General features: G+C 64.7%; 14 protein-coding genes. 4 read left to right on the top strand and 10 right to left on the bottom strand.

The window, feature by feature from the left end:
• Positions 1 to 198: 198 nt before the first annotated feature.
• Entirely contained in the window at positions 199 to 2778 is a 2580-nt protein-coding gene (clpB, locus tag AAEO60_RS02115) for an ATP-dependent chaperone ClpB (protein ID WP_341671996.1), read from the bottom strand.
• Positions 2779 to 2875: 97 nt separating this feature from the next.
• Between clpB and AAEO60_RS02110 the strand changes: the two genes are divergently transcribed.
• The gene (locus AAEO60_RS02110) at positions 2876 to 3016 is read left to right on the top strand and encodes a hypothetical protein (RefSeq protein ID WP_341671995.1); all 141 of its coding nucleotides are present in this window, start codon (positions 2876 to 2878) and stop codon (positions 3014 to 3016) included.
• Positions 3017 to 3108: 92 nt separating this feature from the next.
• Here the strand turns inward: AAEO60_RS02110 and AAEO60_RS02105 are convergent, their stop codons facing one another.
• Positions 3109 to 3921: a M90 family metallopeptidase gene (locus AAEO60_RS02105; RefSeq protein WP_341671994.1), complete on the bottom strand. Its 813-nt coding sequence runs from the start codon at positions 3919 to 3921 to the stop codon at positions 3109 to 3111.
• A 174-nt stretch (positions 3922 to 4095) separates the two neighbouring features.
• Between AAEO60_RS02105 and AAEO60_RS02100 the strand changes: the two genes are divergently transcribed.
• Positions 4096 to 6984 (top strand): M16 family metallopeptidase, encoded by a 2889-nt coding sequence (locus AAEO60_RS02100; RefSeq protein WP_341671993.1) that lies wholly within the window; start codon positions 4096 to 4098, stop codon positions 6982 to 6984.
• Between the two features lie 26 nt (positions 6985 to 7010).
• Entirely contained in the window at positions 7011 to 7319 is a 309-nt protein-coding gene (locus tag AAEO60_RS02095) for a hypothetical protein (RefSeq protein ID WP_341671992.1), read from the top strand.
• Here AAEO60_RS02095 and AAEO60_RS02090 read toward each other — a convergent pair.
• On the bottom strand, positions 7316 to 7780 hold the full coding sequence (locus AAEO60_RS02090) for a tRNA (cytidine(34)-2'-O)-methyltransferase (protein ID WP_341671991.1): 465 nt from the start codon (positions 7778 to 7780) through the stop codon (positions 7316 to 7318). The two genes, AAEO60_RS02095 and AAEO60_RS02090, sit on opposite strands and share 4 nt — an antisense overlap.
• A 106-nt stretch (positions 7781 to 7886) precedes the next feature.
• Between AAEO60_RS02090 and AAEO60_RS02085 the strand changes: the two genes are divergently transcribed.
• A complete protein-coding gene (locus AAEO60_RS02085; protein WP_341671990.1) occupies positions 7887 to 9065 on the top strand; it encodes a GGDEF domain-containing protein in 1179 nt (392 codons plus the stop codon).
• 6 nt (positions 9066 to 9071) lie between these two features.
• Here AAEO60_RS02085 and AAEO60_RS02080 read toward each other — a convergent pair whose 3' ends face one another.
• From AAEO60_RS02080 to AAEO60_RS02050, 7 genes are all read right to left on the bottom strand, one after another.
• Complete coding sequence (locus tag AAEO60_RS02080; protein ID WP_341671989.1) at positions 9072 to 9995, bottom strand: hypothetical protein; 924 nt, start codon at positions 9993 to 9995, stop codon at positions 9072 to 9074.
• On the bottom strand, positions 9992 to 10591 hold the full coding sequence (locus tag AAEO60_RS02075; protein WP_341671988.1) for a hypothetical protein: 600 nt from the start codon (positions 10589 to 10591) through the stop codon (positions 9992 to 9994). The genes AAEO60_RS02080 and AAEO60_RS02075 overlap by 4 nt, the downstream gene beginning before the upstream one ends.
• A gap of 65 nt (positions 10592 to 10656) precedes the next feature.
• On the bottom strand, positions 10657 to 12156 hold the full coding sequence (gene gatB, locus AAEO60_RS02070; protein WP_341671987.1) for an Asp-tRNA(Asn)/Glu-tRNA(Gln) amidotransferase subunit GatB: 1500 nt from the start codon (positions 12154 to 12156) through the stop codon (positions 10657 to 10659).
• Entirely contained in the window at positions 12153 to 12485 is a 333-nt protein-coding gene (locus tag AAEO60_RS02065; protein ID WP_341671986.1) for a hypothetical protein, read from the bottom strand. The genes gatB and AAEO60_RS02065 overlap by 4 nt, the downstream gene beginning before the upstream one ends.
• Positions 12482 to 13963, bottom strand: a complete 1482-nt coding sequence (gene gatA / locus AAEO60_RS02060; protein WP_341671985.1) for an Asp-tRNA(Asn)/Glu-tRNA(Gln) amidotransferase subunit GatA — start codon at positions 13961 to 13963, stop codon at positions 12482 to 12484. Before gatA ends, AAEO60_RS02065 begins: the two co-directional genes overlap by 4 nt.
• A complete protein-coding gene (gene gatC, locus AAEO60_RS02055) occupies positions 13963 to 14265 on the bottom strand; it encodes an Asp-tRNA(Asn)/Glu-tRNA(Gln) amidotransferase subunit GatC (protein ID WP_341671984.1) in 303 nt (100 codons plus the stop codon). The genes gatA and gatC overlap by 1 nt, the downstream gene beginning before the upstream one ends.
• 45 nt (positions 14266 to 14310) lie before the next feature.
• Complete coding sequence (locus AAEO60_RS02050) at positions 14311 to 16101, bottom strand: DUF4153 domain-containing protein (protein ID WP_341671983.1); 1791 nt, start codon at positions 16099 to 16101, stop codon at positions 14311 to 14313.
• Positions 16102 to 16105 lie beyond the last annotated feature (4 nt).

Here is a 16105-nt window from a genome sequence, read left to right as displayed (position 1 = left end):
AGCAGCAGTAAATGGCGATTGGACGACCCCAGACCATTGATCAGAAGGCAAGGAGTGCAGGAGCACCCGTTGCTTGTCAAAACTGGTTGTAAACCGCTCAGCCAATTTTACCGGACTGTCACAAAAATCACACAGTAACAGCTGCAACTATCATAAAGCCTTGGGGCAGTTGCAACTAATAATGTTGCGCTGCAGCATTCATGTGACGGAGAACAGCAGTTCTCCGTCACCTTCATCGACCTTCACGGTGCTGCCATCGGGCACCTCGCCGGCCAGAAGTTTCTCGGCCAGCGGGTCCTGCACGTAGCGCTGCACCGCCCGCTTGAGCGGCCTTGCACCGTAGACCGGATCGTAGCCGACACGGGCCAGCCACTTGCGCGCGCCGTCCGTCAGGTCGAGCACGATCTTGCGGTCCTTGAGCAGTTTCTGCACGCGGGCGACCTGGAGATCCACGATCGGCGCCATGTGCTCCATGCCCAGGCGGTGGAACAGCACGATCTCGTCGAGCCGGTTGAGGAACTCGGGGCGGAAGTGTCCGCGCACCACGTCCATTACCTGGCTTTCGACATCTTCGACCTTCTGGTCGTCATCGAGGTTCGAGAGGAACTGGCTGCCGAGGTTGCTGGTAAGGATGATCAGCGTGTTGGAGAAGTCGACCCTGCGGCCCTGCCCGTCGGTCAGGTGGCCATCGTCGAGCACCTGCAGCAGCACGTTGAACACGTCGGAGTGCGCCTTCTCGACCTCGTCGAACAGCACCACCTGGTAAGGCCGCCGCCGCACGGCTTCGGTCAGGACGCCGCCCTCTTCATAGCCGACATAGCCCGGAGGCGCGCCGATCAGGCGGGCGACCGCGTGCTTCTCCATGAATTCGCTCATGTCGATGCGGACCATGGCCTGGTCGTCGTCGAACAGGAAGGCGGCCAGCGCCTTGGTCAGCTCGGTCTTGCCGACGCCGGTGGGGCCGAGGAACAGGAAGGAGCCGAGCGGACGGTTCGGATCCTGCAGGCCCGCACGCGCGCGGCGCACGGCCTTGGACACGGCCTCCACGGCCTTGTCCTGGCCAATGACCCGCCTGCCGAGCACGTCCTCCATCTTGAGGAGCTTCTCGCGCTCGCCCTGCAGCATCTTCTCCATGGGGATGCCGGTCCACTTGCTCACCACGCCGGCGATATCGTCTTCGGTCACCTCTTCCTTGAGCAAGGCGTTCTCGGTGTGGCTGCCCGCTTCTTCCAGAGCAGTCTCCAGCTGCGGTATCTTGCCGTATTGCAGCTCACCCGCCTTGGCGAGATCGCCCGCCCGCTGTGCCTGCTCCAGCTCGATACGCGCCGCATCAAGGTCTTCCTTGATGCGCGCCTCGGCGTGGATCTTGTCGCGTTCGTTCTGCCAGCGGGTGGTCAGCTCGCTCGACTGCTGCTCGAGATTGGCCAGCTCTTCGCGCAAGGCGGCAAGCCGATCCTTCGAGGCATCGTCGGTTTCTTTCGACAGCGCCTGCTCTTCGATCTTGAGCTGGATGATCCGGCGGTCGAGACCCTCGATTTCCTCGGGCTTCGATTCCACTTCCATGCGGATGCGGCTGGCAGCCTCGTCCATCAGGTCGATCGCCTTGTCGGGCAGGAAGCGGTCAGCAATGTAGCGTTCGGAGAGCTGTGCTGCTGCCACGATGGCACCGTCAGTGATGCGCACGCCGTGGTGCAGCTCGTACTTCTCCTTGATACCGCGCAGGATGGAGATGGTGTCCTCCACGCTCGGCTCGTCGACGAAGACGGGCTGGAAACGGCGCTGCAGGGCGGCGTCCTTCTCGACGTACTTCTGGTATTCGTCGAGCGTGGTCGCACCGATGCAGTGCAGTTCGCCGCGGGCGAGCGCGGGCTTGAGCAGGTTGCTCGCATCCATGCTGCCTTCCGAGGCGCCCGCACCGATCAGGGTGTGCATCTCGTCGATGAACAGGATGATCTGGCCGTCAGCGCCCTTCACCTCGTCGAGCACGGTCTTGAGGCGTTCCTCGAACTCGCCGCGATATTTCGCGCCGGCAATCAGGCTGCCCATGTCGAGCGCCATCAGCGTGCGATCCTTCAGGCTGTCGGGCACGTCGCCATTGGCGATGCGCAGCGCGAGGCCTTCGGCGATGGCAGTCTTGCCGGTGCCGGGTTCGCCGATCAGGACGGGGTTGTTCTTGGTACGGCGGGCAAGGATCTGCACCGTGCGGCGGATTTCCTCGTCGCGGCCGATAACCGGGTCGAGCTTGCCGTCCCTGGCCTTCTGCGTGAGGTCCTGCGCGTACTTCTTCATCGCATCGTAGGCGGCTTCGGCATTGGCGCTATCCGCCGTCTTGCCCTTGCGCAGTTCGTTGATCGCGGTGTTGAGCGCCTCGGCAGTCAGGCCCGCATCGGCCAGCGCCTGTCCGGCCTTGGTGGTCTTGGCCAGTACCAAGGCCAGCAGCAGCCGTTCGACGGTGACGTAAGAGTCGCCGGCCTTGTCGGAAACCTGCTCGGCCTGGTCGAGCACGCGCACGGCATCGTTGTCGAGGCCCGGCGTCTGCTGCGCCCCGCCCCCGCTGACGGCAGGGATCTTGGCCAGCAGGGCATCGACTTCCTGCACCGCGCGGCCGGGGTTTGCCCCTGCACGCTGCATCAGTCCGGCAGCCATGCCCTCCTCGTCTTCCAGAAGCGCCTTCAGGATATGTTCGGGCGAAATGCGCTGGTGGCTGTTGCGAATGGCCACGGTCTGCGCGCTCTGCAGGAAGCCGCGCGCCCGGTCGGTGAACTTTTCGAGATTCATTCCTAGCCCCTTGAGTGGTTTCCCAAACAGATAGTGTTGCAATTGCGCAACACAAGAGTCGTTGAGCGTATATAATCACTCAATCGTCGATGATTCCATGATCACGATCAATCGCGCAATCTCGCGCAGGGCGCCGCCACGCTGGTCCGATCCGCAACATGAGCGCGTTGGCTTTGAGGTCGTTGCCCGCGCCTATGTTTACGTGATCGGCGCTTCCACCCAGCTCCCCGGAGATTGAGACACTTCAGGAATGGCGACTTGCGGTGCGCCATACTCGTGACTAGTTCGCTCGTCCGCTAGTCGAGCCATCGCGCGTGCAGCGGACTAGGCTCAGTTCCACCCCGCCGGATCAAGTGCGAACAACTCCGCCAGTTGCGCATAAAGCGCTGGCTCTTCCCGCTTAAGCGCGCGCGGCTTCTCGAAGAAAGTGACGGTAGCCTCGGCGAAGAACTCCTGGTGGTTGGTCGCGCCATAGGGGGCGATCAGCGAATGATGCCCGCTTTCCACCCTCTCCACGTGGCCGTGGTAGGCATCCAGCATGGCTTTTTCCCAGCCCGAATAGCGCTGCCCCTTGCGCAGGATGGGGATGCCATCGGTGTGGCCGGTCAGGCTGTCCAGCTGGTGCGCGAATTCGTGGATCACGACGTTGTAGCCATCTTCCGCATCAATGCCGCCCTGCAGCGCATGGTCCCACGCCAGGACCACCGGCCCACGGTTCCAGCTTTCGCCAGCCAGGTGAGAATCCTGCTCGTGCACGACGAAGCCATCGTGAACCTTGCGGCCCGTCAGGACGCTGGACGGGTAGATCAGCACGGTCCTGATCGTTTCATACCAGACCGGGCTGTTGACGATCAGGAGGCAGGCCTGCGCCGCGATCGAGAGCCGCATTTCGTCCTTTAGCTCGAGGCCGTTCGCATGGAAGGTAACCTGGTCGAGGAAGAGGTTGATCTTCCCCTCCAGCGCTGGACGCAGCGATTCCGGCAAGCGGCGGACAATCGGCACAAGGTTATCCAGGACCTCGCGCTGCTCCTGCGTCAGCGGCGTCGCAAGCAGTCGCTTGCGCCTCTGCCGCCGCGCCACGCTGCGAAAGACGAGAATGCTGGCAATCAGCAGGGCAATCAGGAGGATGGGTACGAGCGTCATGTGTGACGGCTAGATTGGGTCGCAACGGAAGGGGTGCAATAGACTATCAATCCGCCGCGAGTGGCCGGACTGAGGATCGGACAGGTCGTGAAGATGGGCGAAAAGCTGATGCGGATTGACGAATAGTCCGAAAAGCGGCTTCCGCTTCGGGACTTACCTGCTATCCGGTTGCACATGAAAACGTCTTTCGCGCTCCGCTCGCTCACTTCGTTTGCTGCCGCCATTGCCCTGGCAGCCTGTTCCACGACTCCCACGGCGCCGGTCGAAACGGCCGCGGCGCCGACGGTAGTTGAAGAGCCGGTCGCGCAAGCCGCATCGCTCGACGAGCTGATCGCCGCGGTCGACATTCCCTATGAGACCTTCACGCTCGACAACGGGCTGACCACCATCGTCCACACCGACCGCAAGTCGCCGCTGGTGGGCGTCACCGTCTATTACCGCGTGGGTTCGGTCAGCGAGCCGCGTGGCCGCACCGGCTTTGCCCACCTGTTCGAACACATCATGTTCACCGGCAGCGAGAACGTCGAAAACTTCGACATCCCGCTGGAAGCCGCGGGCTCGACCAGCACCAACGGCTCCACCAGCTACGACCGCACCAACTATGTCGAAACCGTGCCCACCGGCGCGCTCGACCTCGCACTGATGATGGAGGCGGACCGCATGGGCTACCTGCTCGGCTCGCTCAGCCAGGAACGGCTCGATAACCAGCGCGGCGTGGTGCAGAACGAAAAGCGGCAGGGCGACAACCAGCCCTACGGCCTGCTCGAATACCGCATCAACGAAGGCCTGCTGCCTGTCGGCCACCCCTATCGCCACTCGGTGATCGGCTCGATGGCAGACCTTTCGGCAGCCAGCCTCGAAGACGTGCGCAGCTGGTTCACCGACAATTACGGCCCCAACAACGTGGTGCTGGCGCTGACCGGCGACATCGACGCCGCAACCGCCCGCCCGATGGTGGAACGCTGGTTCGGCGCGATCCCGCGCGGCCCCGAAGTGCAGCAGTTCGAAGCCGGTCCGGTCACCCTTGCCGAACCCGTGTTCGACGAGATGACCGACCAGGTGCCGCTGGAACTGATCGTACGCGCATGGACCGGGCCGGACATGGAACACCCCGATGCCGTGCCGCTGCAGGTCGGCATGTACATTCTCGGCGGCCTCAACTCCTCGCGCCTCGACAATTCGATGGTGCGCGGGGCCGAAGTCGCCGTCAGCGTCAGCGGCTATTACCAGGCCTACGAACAGCTCGGCTTTGCCCAGGCCTACGTGCAGGTGCGCCCCGACGCGACGCGCGAGGAGGCCCTCGCCCTGCTCGATGCCGAATTCGAGCGCATGCTGACCGAAGGCCCGACGCAGGACGAGCTGGACCGCGCCACCACCCAGATCGCCTCCAGCCAGATCGGCTCGCTCGAACGCGTCGGCGGCTTCGGCGGAAAGGGCATGATTCTCGCCGAAGGCCTGCTCTACACCGGCGATGCGGATTTCTACCGCACCGAGCTGGAAGCCATGGCTGCCCTTACGCCGGAAATGGTGCGCGATGCCATGCAGCGCTGGCTGTCGCGCCCGTCCTACACGCTGGCGGTGGTACCGGGCGAACGCACGCTTGACGGTGCCACCATGGGCGGCTGGGGGGACGAACACCTCTACCCCGCGCCGGAGCCCGACACCGGCAGCGATATCGAAGTCACCCGCACCGGCCCGGCGATCGAACTGCCGACCCCTGCGCCGGTGGGCGAACTGACCTTCCCCGAAGTCGAGCGCGCCGAACTGTCCAACGGCATCCCCGTGGTGCTGGCACGCCGCACCTCGGTGCCCAAGGTATCGCTGGCCATGACCTTCGATGCCGGTTCCGTTGTCGACGGTGTCGGCCGCTACGGCGTGCATGAGACCATAATCGACATGCTTACCGAAGGCACGACCAGTCGCAGCGCCGAAGAACTCGCCGTGGCGCAAGAAACGCTTGGCGCCTCGATCAGCATCAGCGCCGGTGCCGAGAACAGCACCGCCTCGATGTCTGCACTCACCCCCAACCTGCGTCCCTCGCTGGACCTGATGGCAGACATGGTGCGCAACCCGGCCTTTGCCGACGACGCCATGGAGCGCGTGCGCAGCCGGCGCCTTGCCGCCGTGGCGGAGGAGCTCTCGACGCCCAGCTCGATGGCCAGCCGTGCCTTCGCCCAGCTCGTCTACGGTGAGGACCACCCATATGCCCATGCCTCCAGCGCGGGCGATCCGGCGGTGATCGAAGGCCTGACCACGGCTGACCTTGCCGCCGACCATGCCACCTGGATCCGTCCGGAAACTGCCAGCATTACCGTTGTCGGCGATGTGGAGATGGACGAACTGCTCGCCGCGCTCGAAGCCAGCTTCGGCGATTGGCAGGGCCCGGCAACGCCCGTGCCCGCCAAGGCGGTGGACCAGGCCAGCCCCGCCCCCATGCCGCGCGTGGTGGTGATCGACCGTCCCAATTCGCCGTCGAGCTACCTCATCGTCGGCCGCCTGACCCAGCTTACCGGGTATCAGCCCGGCATGGAACCGCTCAATCTCGCCAACGAGGTGCTTGGCAGCGGCTTCCTGTCGCGGCTGATGCAGGACCTGCGCGAAACCCGCGGCTGGACCTACGGCATCTCTTCCAGCCTGCCCTTCGCCGAAGGCCAACGTGTCATGAGCGTGCAAACGCAGGTTCAGGCCGATCGCACGGCAGACTCGATCCAGGTCATCCTTGACCAGATGCGCGCCTTCCCCGCCACGCAGGGCGTCGACGAGGTGGAATTCCAGCGCGTCACCGACGGCAACGTGCGCAACCTGCCCAACCGGTTCGAGACCAACGGTCAGGTACTCGGCGCGCTGCTGGGCAACCAGACGCTGGGCCGCGACATCCGCTACCAGGTGCAGCTGCCGGACATCTACCGCGCGATCACGCCCGAAGACATCGACGCAGCCGCGGCGACCTACCTGCAGCCCGAGGACCTCACTATCGTGGTCGTGGGCGACCGCAGCCTGGTTGAACCGCAGCTGGAAGAAGCCGGCATGGAAGCGGAATACATTTCGGCGGATACGCTGTAAGCGTCCGCCCGAGGGAGGAATCTATTATGAGCGAAGTAGGCGGAACCTACGATTTCGTGGTCAACAGCCCCATGGGCGAACAGACCGGCACCTTCACTGTCGTCCCCAACGACGACGGCACCGAGTTCACCGGCCAGCTGTCGGGCAGCCTTGGCCAGATGGAAGCCGAGAACGGCAAGATCGACGGCAACGTGCTGACCTGGACCATGCAACTGACCAGCCCCATGCCGATGAAGCTGGAAGGCACGGCCGAGGTGAACGGCGACGCGGTGACCGGCAAGATCAAGGCTGGCTTCATGGGCTCGATGGACTTCACCGCCCAGCGGCAGGCCTAGAACTTCCCGCGAAGCGCCTGGTAGGCCGCCGCCGTCACGGTGTTGGCCAGGTTCAGCGACCGGATATGCGCTGATCGCATCGGCAGGTGGAACTGCCGGTCCGGATGCGCCTGCCGGATCGCGGCGGGCAGCCCCTTGGTCTCGCTGCCGAACACCAGCAGGGCGTCGTCCGGATAGTCCGGCTCGTAGAAGCTAGTCGGCGCATCGTCCTCGAACAGGAACAGCTGGTCCGCACGCGGTTGGCGGTCCTCCAGCAACGCATCCCAACTGGCATATTCGGCCAGCCGCACGTGCTGCCAGTAATCCAGCCCGGCGCGCTTGAGCTGTCTGTCCGACAGGGTGAACCCATAAGGCCGCACCAGCACCAGTTCCATGTCCAGCGCCACGCAGGTGCGCCCCACCGCACCGGTGTTGTGCGGGATTTCCGGGTGGACGAGAACGATGGCAGGGCGGCTTGGCATGACAATGGGTCTAGCGCGCAATATTCGCTCGCGCTATCGGCGCGCTGTGGATCAAATTGCCAACATACTTAGGGCGATAGCAACATTCGGAAGCTACGGCGGCGACATGTCCGGCAGCAATGCTTTCCTTATCCTGATTCCCGCGCTCTACGCCGTCCTCAGTGTGGCCTTGCTGATCGTGGCCGTGGTCGATCGCAAGCTGGTGAGCGCGCGGTGGGCGGCATTGGGCTTTGCCATCGCCTGCGCCTCGATCCTGGTCGACGGCTTCCGCGATCCGGATGGCAGCCGCTGGGTCAACTATTTCACCGTCATCACGCATTTCCTTGCCCTGATGGTGATGGTGCAGGCCTTCCTCTCGCGCCACGCGCGGCACGTGCCGCTGTCGATTGTCGCCATGGTGGTGCTCGTCGCGATATACGTCATGCCCAGCATGCCCTGGGCCCCGCCCTATGCTTCACGCGGGTTTATCGTCCAGGCCACCGGCGCCATCGTGATCGCCTCGGGCTTGCAAGGCCTGTGGCAAGCGCGCCGCAATTCCATGGTCGACATGATCGCCTTTGCCGTCGTGCTGGCAGCCTGCCTGTCCTACGCGGGCAAGGCCGGGGTGGTCCTGGTCAACCCCATCGGCCCCTCGCTGGCAGAGGTGAGCGACTTCTACCGCAACCTGAACATCGTGTTCCAGTCGATCAGTGCCGTTATGGGCATGTCGGTCGGCATCGTCCTGTTGATGATGATCGGACACGACATGGTGCGCAGCCGGATCGAGGAAGGCGAGATCGATGCGCTGACCCAGGTCGGCAACCGGCGGCAGCTGGAACGCCTGCTGGACGAGGATGCGCGCGGTCGCCAGCCGATTGGCGGGGTGGTGGTGATCGACCTCGATCACTTCAAGCGCGTCAACGACAATTTCGGCCACGACGCGGGCGACACCGTCCTGCGCGAAGTCGCCGCGCGGCTGAAGGCGCTCTACGATGGAACCGGGACGGTCTGCCGCACCGGCGGCGAAGAGTTTGTGGCCCTCGTCCCGCCGGAAAACAACGCCGCGCTGGCGCAACTGGCTATCGCCACGCGCAAGGCCGTTGCCGAGCTGGCTTTCGAGCGCCCGCTCAACCAGTTGAAGGTAACCGCCTCGATCGGCTTCTACCTGCGCGAACAGGGCGTCAGCGCCCGCCAGGCCATCCAGCGCGCCGACCGCGCCGTCTACTGCGCCAAGACCGACGGCCGCGACCGAGTGGTCGGGGCCGTGGTGGAAGGCGGCTTGCAGGTGCTGAAGGCGGTGGCCTGAGGGCGGCTACAGCTCCGCTTCGGACGGAGTGCTGTTCTGCGGCAAGGTGAGCGTTTCCAGCACCTCGCCGGTACGCGCGTCGATCACCTGGTCGCGGCGATATTCCAGAACGCCGTCGATCGGCGGCAGGCGGTCGACCAGCGTACCATAGAAGTTGTTCATTTTGCCCGCAGCGCGGAACTCGACAGGTTCGCCCGCCCAGGCAGCCAGTGATTCCGGCAAACCGAAGCTGGGTTCACGCGACTGCGTGGGCAACGAGACCGTGCGCGACCCCAACAGGCCGACGACGCTGAAATTGCCGAATTCTTCCATCTGTGCGCCACCCCGATCCGCATAGCGCGGGGCTGCAGTGAGGAAATCGCCGAGGTCTGTCACCACGCCCGGGACCACATCGAACATGACGGTGCCCATGCAGTTGCAGGCGCCGACGAAGCCCTGATTTGTGTCGTACATGACCGGCCCATACCAGACGTAGGTCCCCGGACGCACGACCGTGAGATAGGCGCGACGATCCGTGTCGTCGTCGTGCGCGAAGTCACTACCCGGACCGAAACTGGCAGCGTCCTGCAATTCCGGCGGAGTGACGCTGACGTCGGCCATGGTCGGCTCCTCCGGCGCAGTCGGCAGTCGCCAACGGCGCTCTCGCGCATTGGCATAGGCACGCTCGAACGCGGCATAATCGCGCGCGTACTGCTCCTGCAGTTCGGCAAACTGGTCTTCGCGGGCCTGCTCGTAGGCCACGTAGTCCTCCGGCTCCGGAACGCGCAGGAAGATCCCGAAGAAGCGCCCGTCCGTTTCGAGGTAGATGTAGCCCCGATCCGCTTCGATCGTGGTGCGGCCACGTTCGATATCGCGTTCCCTGATCTGCGCCGTGGCGGGGGTCGTAATGATGGTGATGGCGGCAAGCGCCAGTGCAAGGAGCCGGATCATGGGACGATTGCCTCTGCTGCGGGTGTCGGACCGGAGGCGACGCGCGCCTGCTGCATCAGCGCCTCGGTGCGCTGGGGCTCCGGCTCACGGCCATTGCCTTCCTCGAAGTTGAATTCCTCCCACAGGTCCTTGGCGAGGCCGTATCGGGCGTAGCCCTTGAAGGCCATGCAGTTGCGCATGTTGGCGCGGCGCGCCTCGCGGCGGGCGGCAGAGCCGTGGATGGCATCCGCCAGCGCCGCCCCGATCACCCCGCCGATGACGCCGCCAATGCCGTACTGGCTGCCATAATAGCCGGGATAGGGTTCGGAGGCCCCGGCATAGATGCGAAAGCCGCTGGCCAGCGCGTCGCATTCGAGGATGTCGGCATAGGCCTCGTTGAAGTCCGTATCCGCGCGGTGGAAGTAGAAGTACTTCTCGTAGTTATCGATATCGTTGGCGCTCGGCTCGAACACCAGTTCGGGCATCGGTATGGCCGCGATTTCTTCCTCGGTCAGCGCCGCCTGCTGCACTGCTGCAGCTTCCGGCGTTTCATCCTGCGCAAGTGCGGGTGCGGCAGTGCTGCCAGCCAGCACTGCTGCCAACAAAATCGATCTCACGAAACCCCTCCGACTCTCTTTGGAATCGGGGTTAGGCACAAGGGCCCGTTGGCGCAAGATACTGTTTAGCCCAGCTTGTCCTTCAGGATCTGGTTCACCACCGCGGGGTTGGCCTTGCCCTGCATGGCCTTCATCGTCTGGCCGACGAAGAAGCCGAACAGCTTGTCCTTGCCGCCGCGGTATTCTTCCACCTTGTCGCCGTTCGCCGCGATGATCGCGTCGATGGCGGTCTCGATGGCGCCCGTGTCGCTGACCTGCTTCAGGCCCTCGGTATCGGCGATCTCGTTCGGGTCGCGGCCGGTCTTGAGGACGATCTCGTAGATCTCCTTGGCCTGCCCGCCGGAGATCTCGCCCTTGGCCTGCATGTCGAGGATCGCCGCCTGGGCCTCTGCCGTGGCATTGGCCATGTCCGCCTCGTCACCCAGCGCCTTGACCACGCCCGGCGCGACCGAGAGCGACCAGTTGGCAACCGCGGTAGCCACGTCCTTCTCCGGCTTGCCGATGCCTGCCGCAGTGGCTGCCAGCAATGTCTCGAAGCGGGCGAAGGTTTCCACCTCTGCCGTCAGTTCGCGGGCGTTGTAGGGCGTCAGGCCCAGTTCGTTCTCGTAGCGCGCGCGCTTGGCATCCGGCAGTTCGGGCAGGCTGGCGCGGCAATCGTCGAGGAAAGCATCGTCCAGTTCCAGCGGCAGCAGGTCCGGATCGGGGAAGTAGCGATAGTCGTGCGCGTCTTCCTTACTGCGCATGGAGCGCGTGGTGCCGGTGCCCGGATCGAACAGGCGGGTTTCCTGCACGATCTGGCCGCCGTCCTCGATCACGTCGATCTGGCGCTGCACCTCGTGCTCGATCGCCTGCATGACGAAGCGCACCGAGTTGACGTTCTTGGTCTCGGTGCGGGTGCCGAGTTCGGTGTCACCTACCTTGCGCACCGATACGTTGACGTCCGCGCGCATCGAGCCTTCTTCCATGTTGCCGTCGCACGAGCCGACATAGCGCAGGATCGAACGCAACTTGCGGATATAGGCCCCGGCCTCGGCGGGCGAGGTCATGTCCGGGCGGCTGACGATTTCCATCAGCGCCACGCCGGTGCGGTTGAGATCGACATAGGACATGGTCGGGTGCTGGTCGTGCATCAGCTTGCCCGCGTCCTGTTCGACGTGGATGCGCTCGATGCGGATCACCTTGTCTTCGGGGATGCCGGCCTTCTCGTCCGCCTCGATCACCAGCTGCCCCTCGCCCACCAGCGGGTGGTAGAGCTGGCTGATCTGGTAGCCCTGCGGCAAGTCGGCATAGAAGTAGTTCTTGCGGTCGAACCGCGACCACTTGTTGATCTGCGCCTCGATCGCCATGCCCGTGCGCACGGCCTGGCGAATGCATTCGCGGTTGGGCACCGGCAACATGCCCGGCATGGCCGCGTCGACGAGCGACACCTGCGTGTTCGGCTCCGCCCCGAAAGCGGTGCTTGCGCCGGAAAACAGCTTGGCCTTGGAGGTGACCTGCGCGTGGACCTCGAGGCCGATCACGACCTCCCATTCACCCGTAGCGCCCTGGATGCGGTAGTTGCTCATACTTCGTTTCCAAAAGTCGAAATTATTGCCGTGTCATAGGCTTGCGGAAGCCCAACGATGAATTGCAACGCCCGCGAGTTGTTCTCGTCGATGCAATCAACATCAGACTTCGCGTCAAACTCGCTGTGCCAAATGCCGTCGAGGCGCGCCTCAAATCCTGGTTCGTGCCAGATACCAGCCTCAACTATCGACACAGCAATGCCCTTTGCTGAACAACACGAAATTGCTTCGGCGGCAGCTGGCCGTGTCAGCATCATCCATGCGGAACCGGCATCTGCGAACAGCGCATCGGCTTTGTCGAAACGCACGGTTCGCAGTGCTTCCGTCACCACCACTTCTCCGGCTGCGCGGTGAAGCCCGCGCGCTGTTCGATTGCGAGACCCACGTCGAGTACCTGCTGTTCGTCCATCGGCTTGCCGATCACCTGCAGGCCCAGCGGCAGGCCCTTGGCGGTCAGCGTGGCGGGCACGCTCATGGCCGGGAGGCCGGCCAGCGAAGCGGGCACGGCGAAGACGTCGTTGAGGTACATGGCCAGCGGGTCGCTGTTCATTTCTTCCAACGGGAAGGCCGGGGTCGGCGTGGTCGGCGCAAGGATCGCGTCGCACTCGGCGAAGGCCTTGTGGAAGTCCTGCTGCACCAGCGTGCGCACCTTCATTGCCTGGGTGTAATAGGCGTCATAGAAGCCTGCCGAGAGCACATAGGTGCCGATGATGATGCGGCGCTTCACCTCGTCGCCGAAACCGTCGGCGCGGGTGGCGGCGTACATGTCCTGCAGGCCCGCCCCTTCGGGCAGGTCGCGCAGGCCGTAACGCACGCCGTCATAGCGCGCGAGGTTGGACGAGGCTTCTGCCGGGGCGACGATGTAGTAGGCGGGCAGCGCATACTTGGTGTGCGGCAGCGAGACGTCGACGATCTCGGCACCGGCATCGCGGAGCCATTCCTTGCCGGCTTGCCAACTGGCGAGGATTTCCTCGTCCATACCATCCATCCGGTATTCGCGCGGAATGCCGATCTTCTTGCCCTTCAGGTCCGCGTTCAGCGCGCCCGCCCAGTCGGGCACCGGCGCATCGAGGCTGGTCGAATCCTTCGGATCGAAGCCCGCCATGGCGCCGAGCATGATCGCGCAGTCTTCCACCGAGCGCGACATCGGGCCTGCCTGGTCGAGACTGCTGGCGAAGGCGACAATGCCCCAGCGGCTGCAACGGCCATAGGTGGGCTTGATGCCGGTGGTGCCGGTGATGGCGCAGGGCTGGCGGATCGAGCCGCCGGTGTCGGTACCGGTCGCTGCCGGGCAGAGGCGCGCGGCAACGGCTGCCGAAGAACCACCCGAGGAACCGCCCGACGTCAGCGTGGCATTGCTGCCTTCCGCCTTCCACGGGCTCTTCACCGGGCCAAAATAGCTGGTCTCGTTCGACGAGCCCATGGCGAACTGGTCAAGGTTCAGCTTGCCGAGCATGCCCGCGCCCGCGTCCCACAGCTTCTGGCTGACGGTGCTTTCATAAGGCGGCACGAAGCCTTCGAGCATGTGGCTGGCGGCCGTGGTCTGCACGCCGTTGGTGGCGAACAGGTCCTTCATGCCGATCGGCACACCGGCCATCGGGCCAAGCTCCGCACCCGCAGCGCGCGCGGCGTCGACCTTGTCGGCGGCGGCCAGTGCATGGTCGGGCGTGGCGACGATGAAGGCGTTGAGTTCGGCAGCGGCTTCCACCGCGCCGTTGAAGACCTCGGCCACTTCACGCGCGGTGAAATCGCCACCGGCCACGCCGTCGCGGATGGCCTTGACGCCAAGCTGGGTAAAATCGGTCACTATTCGATCACCTTCGGCACGCCGTAGAAGCCGTGTTCGGCCACGGGGGCATTGGCCAGCACGTCGTCACGGCGACCGCCAGCGGTGTGCGGGTCGGCATCGACCACGTCGTCGCGCAGGCGCAGGGCCTGGGGGATCACGGCGGTCATCGGCTCGACCGATGAGGTATCGACCTCGCCCAGCTGCTCGACCCAGTCGAGGATCTTGTTGAGTTCGGGCACCATGTGGTCGAGCTCCTGCTCGCCCATCTGGATGCGCGCCAAGCTGGCAATCTTGGCGACTTGTTCGCGGGTTACAGACATGGGCCTCGCGTTAGCCGCGCGAAGGGCGCGCTTCAAGCGGTTAGGCTAGTCGAACTGCCTGCCGGTGGGCTTGTCGCCAATATAGATCGTACGCCGCTGGGACGGGCCGATGGAAACATCGCCGCTTTCGATGGCCTGCCGCTCGCGTTCCAGCGCAGCGCGCTGGTCTTCCGTGGTCATCGTACGCGACGGCTGGCTGTTGGGAATCCGGCGCCAGCTGCGGTTCACCAGCTCGAAGGCCTCGACATTGATGCCGCAGTCGATGCTTGGGTCAGTCGCGTCGTCTTCATCGCGGTAGCCGGTATCGCATTCGTCACCCAGCACCACGGCGGTACGGCCATCGTCCTGCAGGTAGATGCGGCAGGTGCCTTCAATCCAGCAGACCGAATCGTTGTCGATCGCGTCCAGCAAGCCGTCGGGTGCAGTCGATCCCGCAGGATAGACCACGATGTCGTCGGTCGTCTCGTCGAGATATTCCTCGGTCACGGCTTCGTCGTACCAGTAAGGCCGCTCGCTCTGGCGTTGTGCCGCCAGCGCTAGTTCGCCGATCTCGCCATCGCGTTCGGCCAGCTCTGCCAGCACATCGCGCCCTGCATCTCCGAAATCCCAGCGCAATGCTCTGAAGTCGAAGTCTTCCGGAGCAACCTCGCCAGCATCCAGCCGCGCCATCTGCTGGCGTGCGGAAATGCCGCCGAAGTCGATGAGCGGCAGGGCCAGCACCAGCGCCACCACGCAGCTGGCGGCGGCGAGATGCAGGTTGGCGCGGCGCAGGTACTCGGCCCAGCCCGCCATGCGTCCGCGCGCCAGCCCGACCCAGTAGGACAGACCGTATGCGGTCGCGATGGCAATGGCGACCAGTGCCCACAGCCGTTCCGGAGAGAGGCCGTGCTGGTCGATGCGGATGCCCATGGAGATCGCCGCGAACACGGTGAGCGGGAAGATGGAGGCAGCGAGGATCATGGCCGCGGCCTGCATCACCACGTTGTCGCTGCGCGCCTCGTCATCGTCGCGCACCACGGCATTGGCGAGCACGAAACAGCCCAGCGCGCAGGTCAGCAGCACCGGCGTGGCGCTGTCGGTCGCGTCCCACAGGGCAGAGCCGCCAGACAGCAACAGGAACACCAGGAACACCGCGATGGCGAAGCCGAAGGGCACCGCAAGCAGCGAGAACACCACCAGCACCACACGCTGCAAGGTGCCGAGCACGTTCAGCTGGTTGCGCAGCACGCCCATGGCCGCGCCGTAAGTCGCCCCGCAGAACAGGCCGACGAAGCCGGTGGTTTCGATCAGGTCCTCGATCAGCTCGATGCCGATCAGGCTGAACAATGCGCGGAGCAGCCACAGCAACAGCCACGACAGCAGCACGAAGGCGAGCGCGCCTGCCGCGCTGACGGCATCGGTCCAGACGTGGAAATGGGTTTCGCGGTAGGGCGTGGCCCAGCGCTTGCGGTGGAAGTCCGCCTGGAACAGCGGCACGGCCAGCAGCGAGAAGAACACGCCCGCGGCAAAGGCAAATTCCTCGCCGGCAACGTGGTCGCCCGAATCGACCGCGAGCCAGGCGATGCCGCCCATGACGAGCCCAAGCAGCACGGCAAAGACCGCCGCCTCGCTCCAGCGCTTGGGTCGGAGGACAAAGCTGGCGGCGGCAAAGGAAAAGAACGCCGCAGCCGCCAGCGCCGCGCGCGCAGGTGATGGCTCGTTGGCGTCGAGCAGCAGGTGGACGATCAGTCCGGCAAGGCCGCCCAGTCCGGCGAGCAGCCAGGGACGTTCGGGCCAGTCGGCGAGCATCGGCTCTTGGGCCGACGGGGTTTCCGCGATGACCTCCCCCTCTGCCATCGGG

This window comes from Aurantiacibacter gilvus, assembly GCF_038289935.1.
Lineage (GTDB): Bacteria > Pseudomonadota > Alphaproteobacteria > Sphingomonadales > Sphingomonadaceae > Alteraurantiacibacter > Alteraurantiacibacter gilvus.
This window is presented reverse-complemented; position numbering and strand designations above follow the sequence as displayed.

What these genes read in the sequence shown, in the direction of transcription:
- clpB (WP_341671996.1), bottom strand. Translation starts at nt 2,778, where the DNA reads ATGAATCTCGAAAAGTTCACCGACCGGGCGCGCGGCTTCCTGCAGAGC.
- AAEO60_RS02110 (WP_341671995.1), top strand. Translation starts at nt 2,876, where the DNA reads ATGATCACGATCAATCGCGCAATCTCGCGCAGGGCGCCGCCACGCTGG.
- AAEO60_RS02105 (WP_341671994.1), bottom strand. Translation starts at nt 3,921, where the DNA reads ATGACGCTCGTACCCATCCTCCTGATTGCCCTGCTGATTGCCAGCATT.
- AAEO60_RS02100 (WP_341671993.1), top strand. Translation starts at nt 4,096, where the DNA reads ATGAAAACGTCTTTCGCGCTCCGCTCGCTCACTTCGTTTGCTGCCGCC.
- AAEO60_RS02095 (WP_341671992.1), top strand. Translation starts at nt 7,011, where the DNA reads ATGAGCGAAGTAGGCGGAACCTACGATTTCGTGGTCAACAGCCCCATG.
- AAEO60_RS02090 (WP_341671991.1), bottom strand. Translation starts at nt 7,780, where the DNA reads ATGCCAAGCCGCCCTGCCATCGTTCTCGTCCACCCGGAAATCCCGCAC.
- AAEO60_RS02085 (WP_341671990.1), top strand. Translation starts at nt 7,887, where the DNA reads ATGTCCGGCAGCAATGCTTTCCTTATCCTGATTCCCGCGCTCTACGCC.
- AAEO60_RS02080 (WP_341671989.1), bottom strand. Translation starts at nt 9,995, where the DNA reads ATGATCCGGCTCCTTGCACTGGCGCTTGCCGCCATCACCATCATTACG.
- gatB (WP_341671987.1), bottom strand. Translation starts at nt 12,156, where the DNA reads ATGAGCAACTACCGCATCCAGGGCGCTACGGGTGAATGGGAGGTCGTG.
- gatC (WP_341671984.1), bottom strand. Translation starts at nt 14,265, where the DNA reads ATGTCTGTAACCCGCGAACAAGTCGCCAAGATTGCCAGCTTGGCGCGC.
- AAEO60_RS02050 (WP_341671983.1), bottom strand. Translation starts at nt 16,101, where the DNA reads ATGGCAGAGGGGGAGGTCATCGCGGAAACCCCGTCGGCCCAAGAGCCG.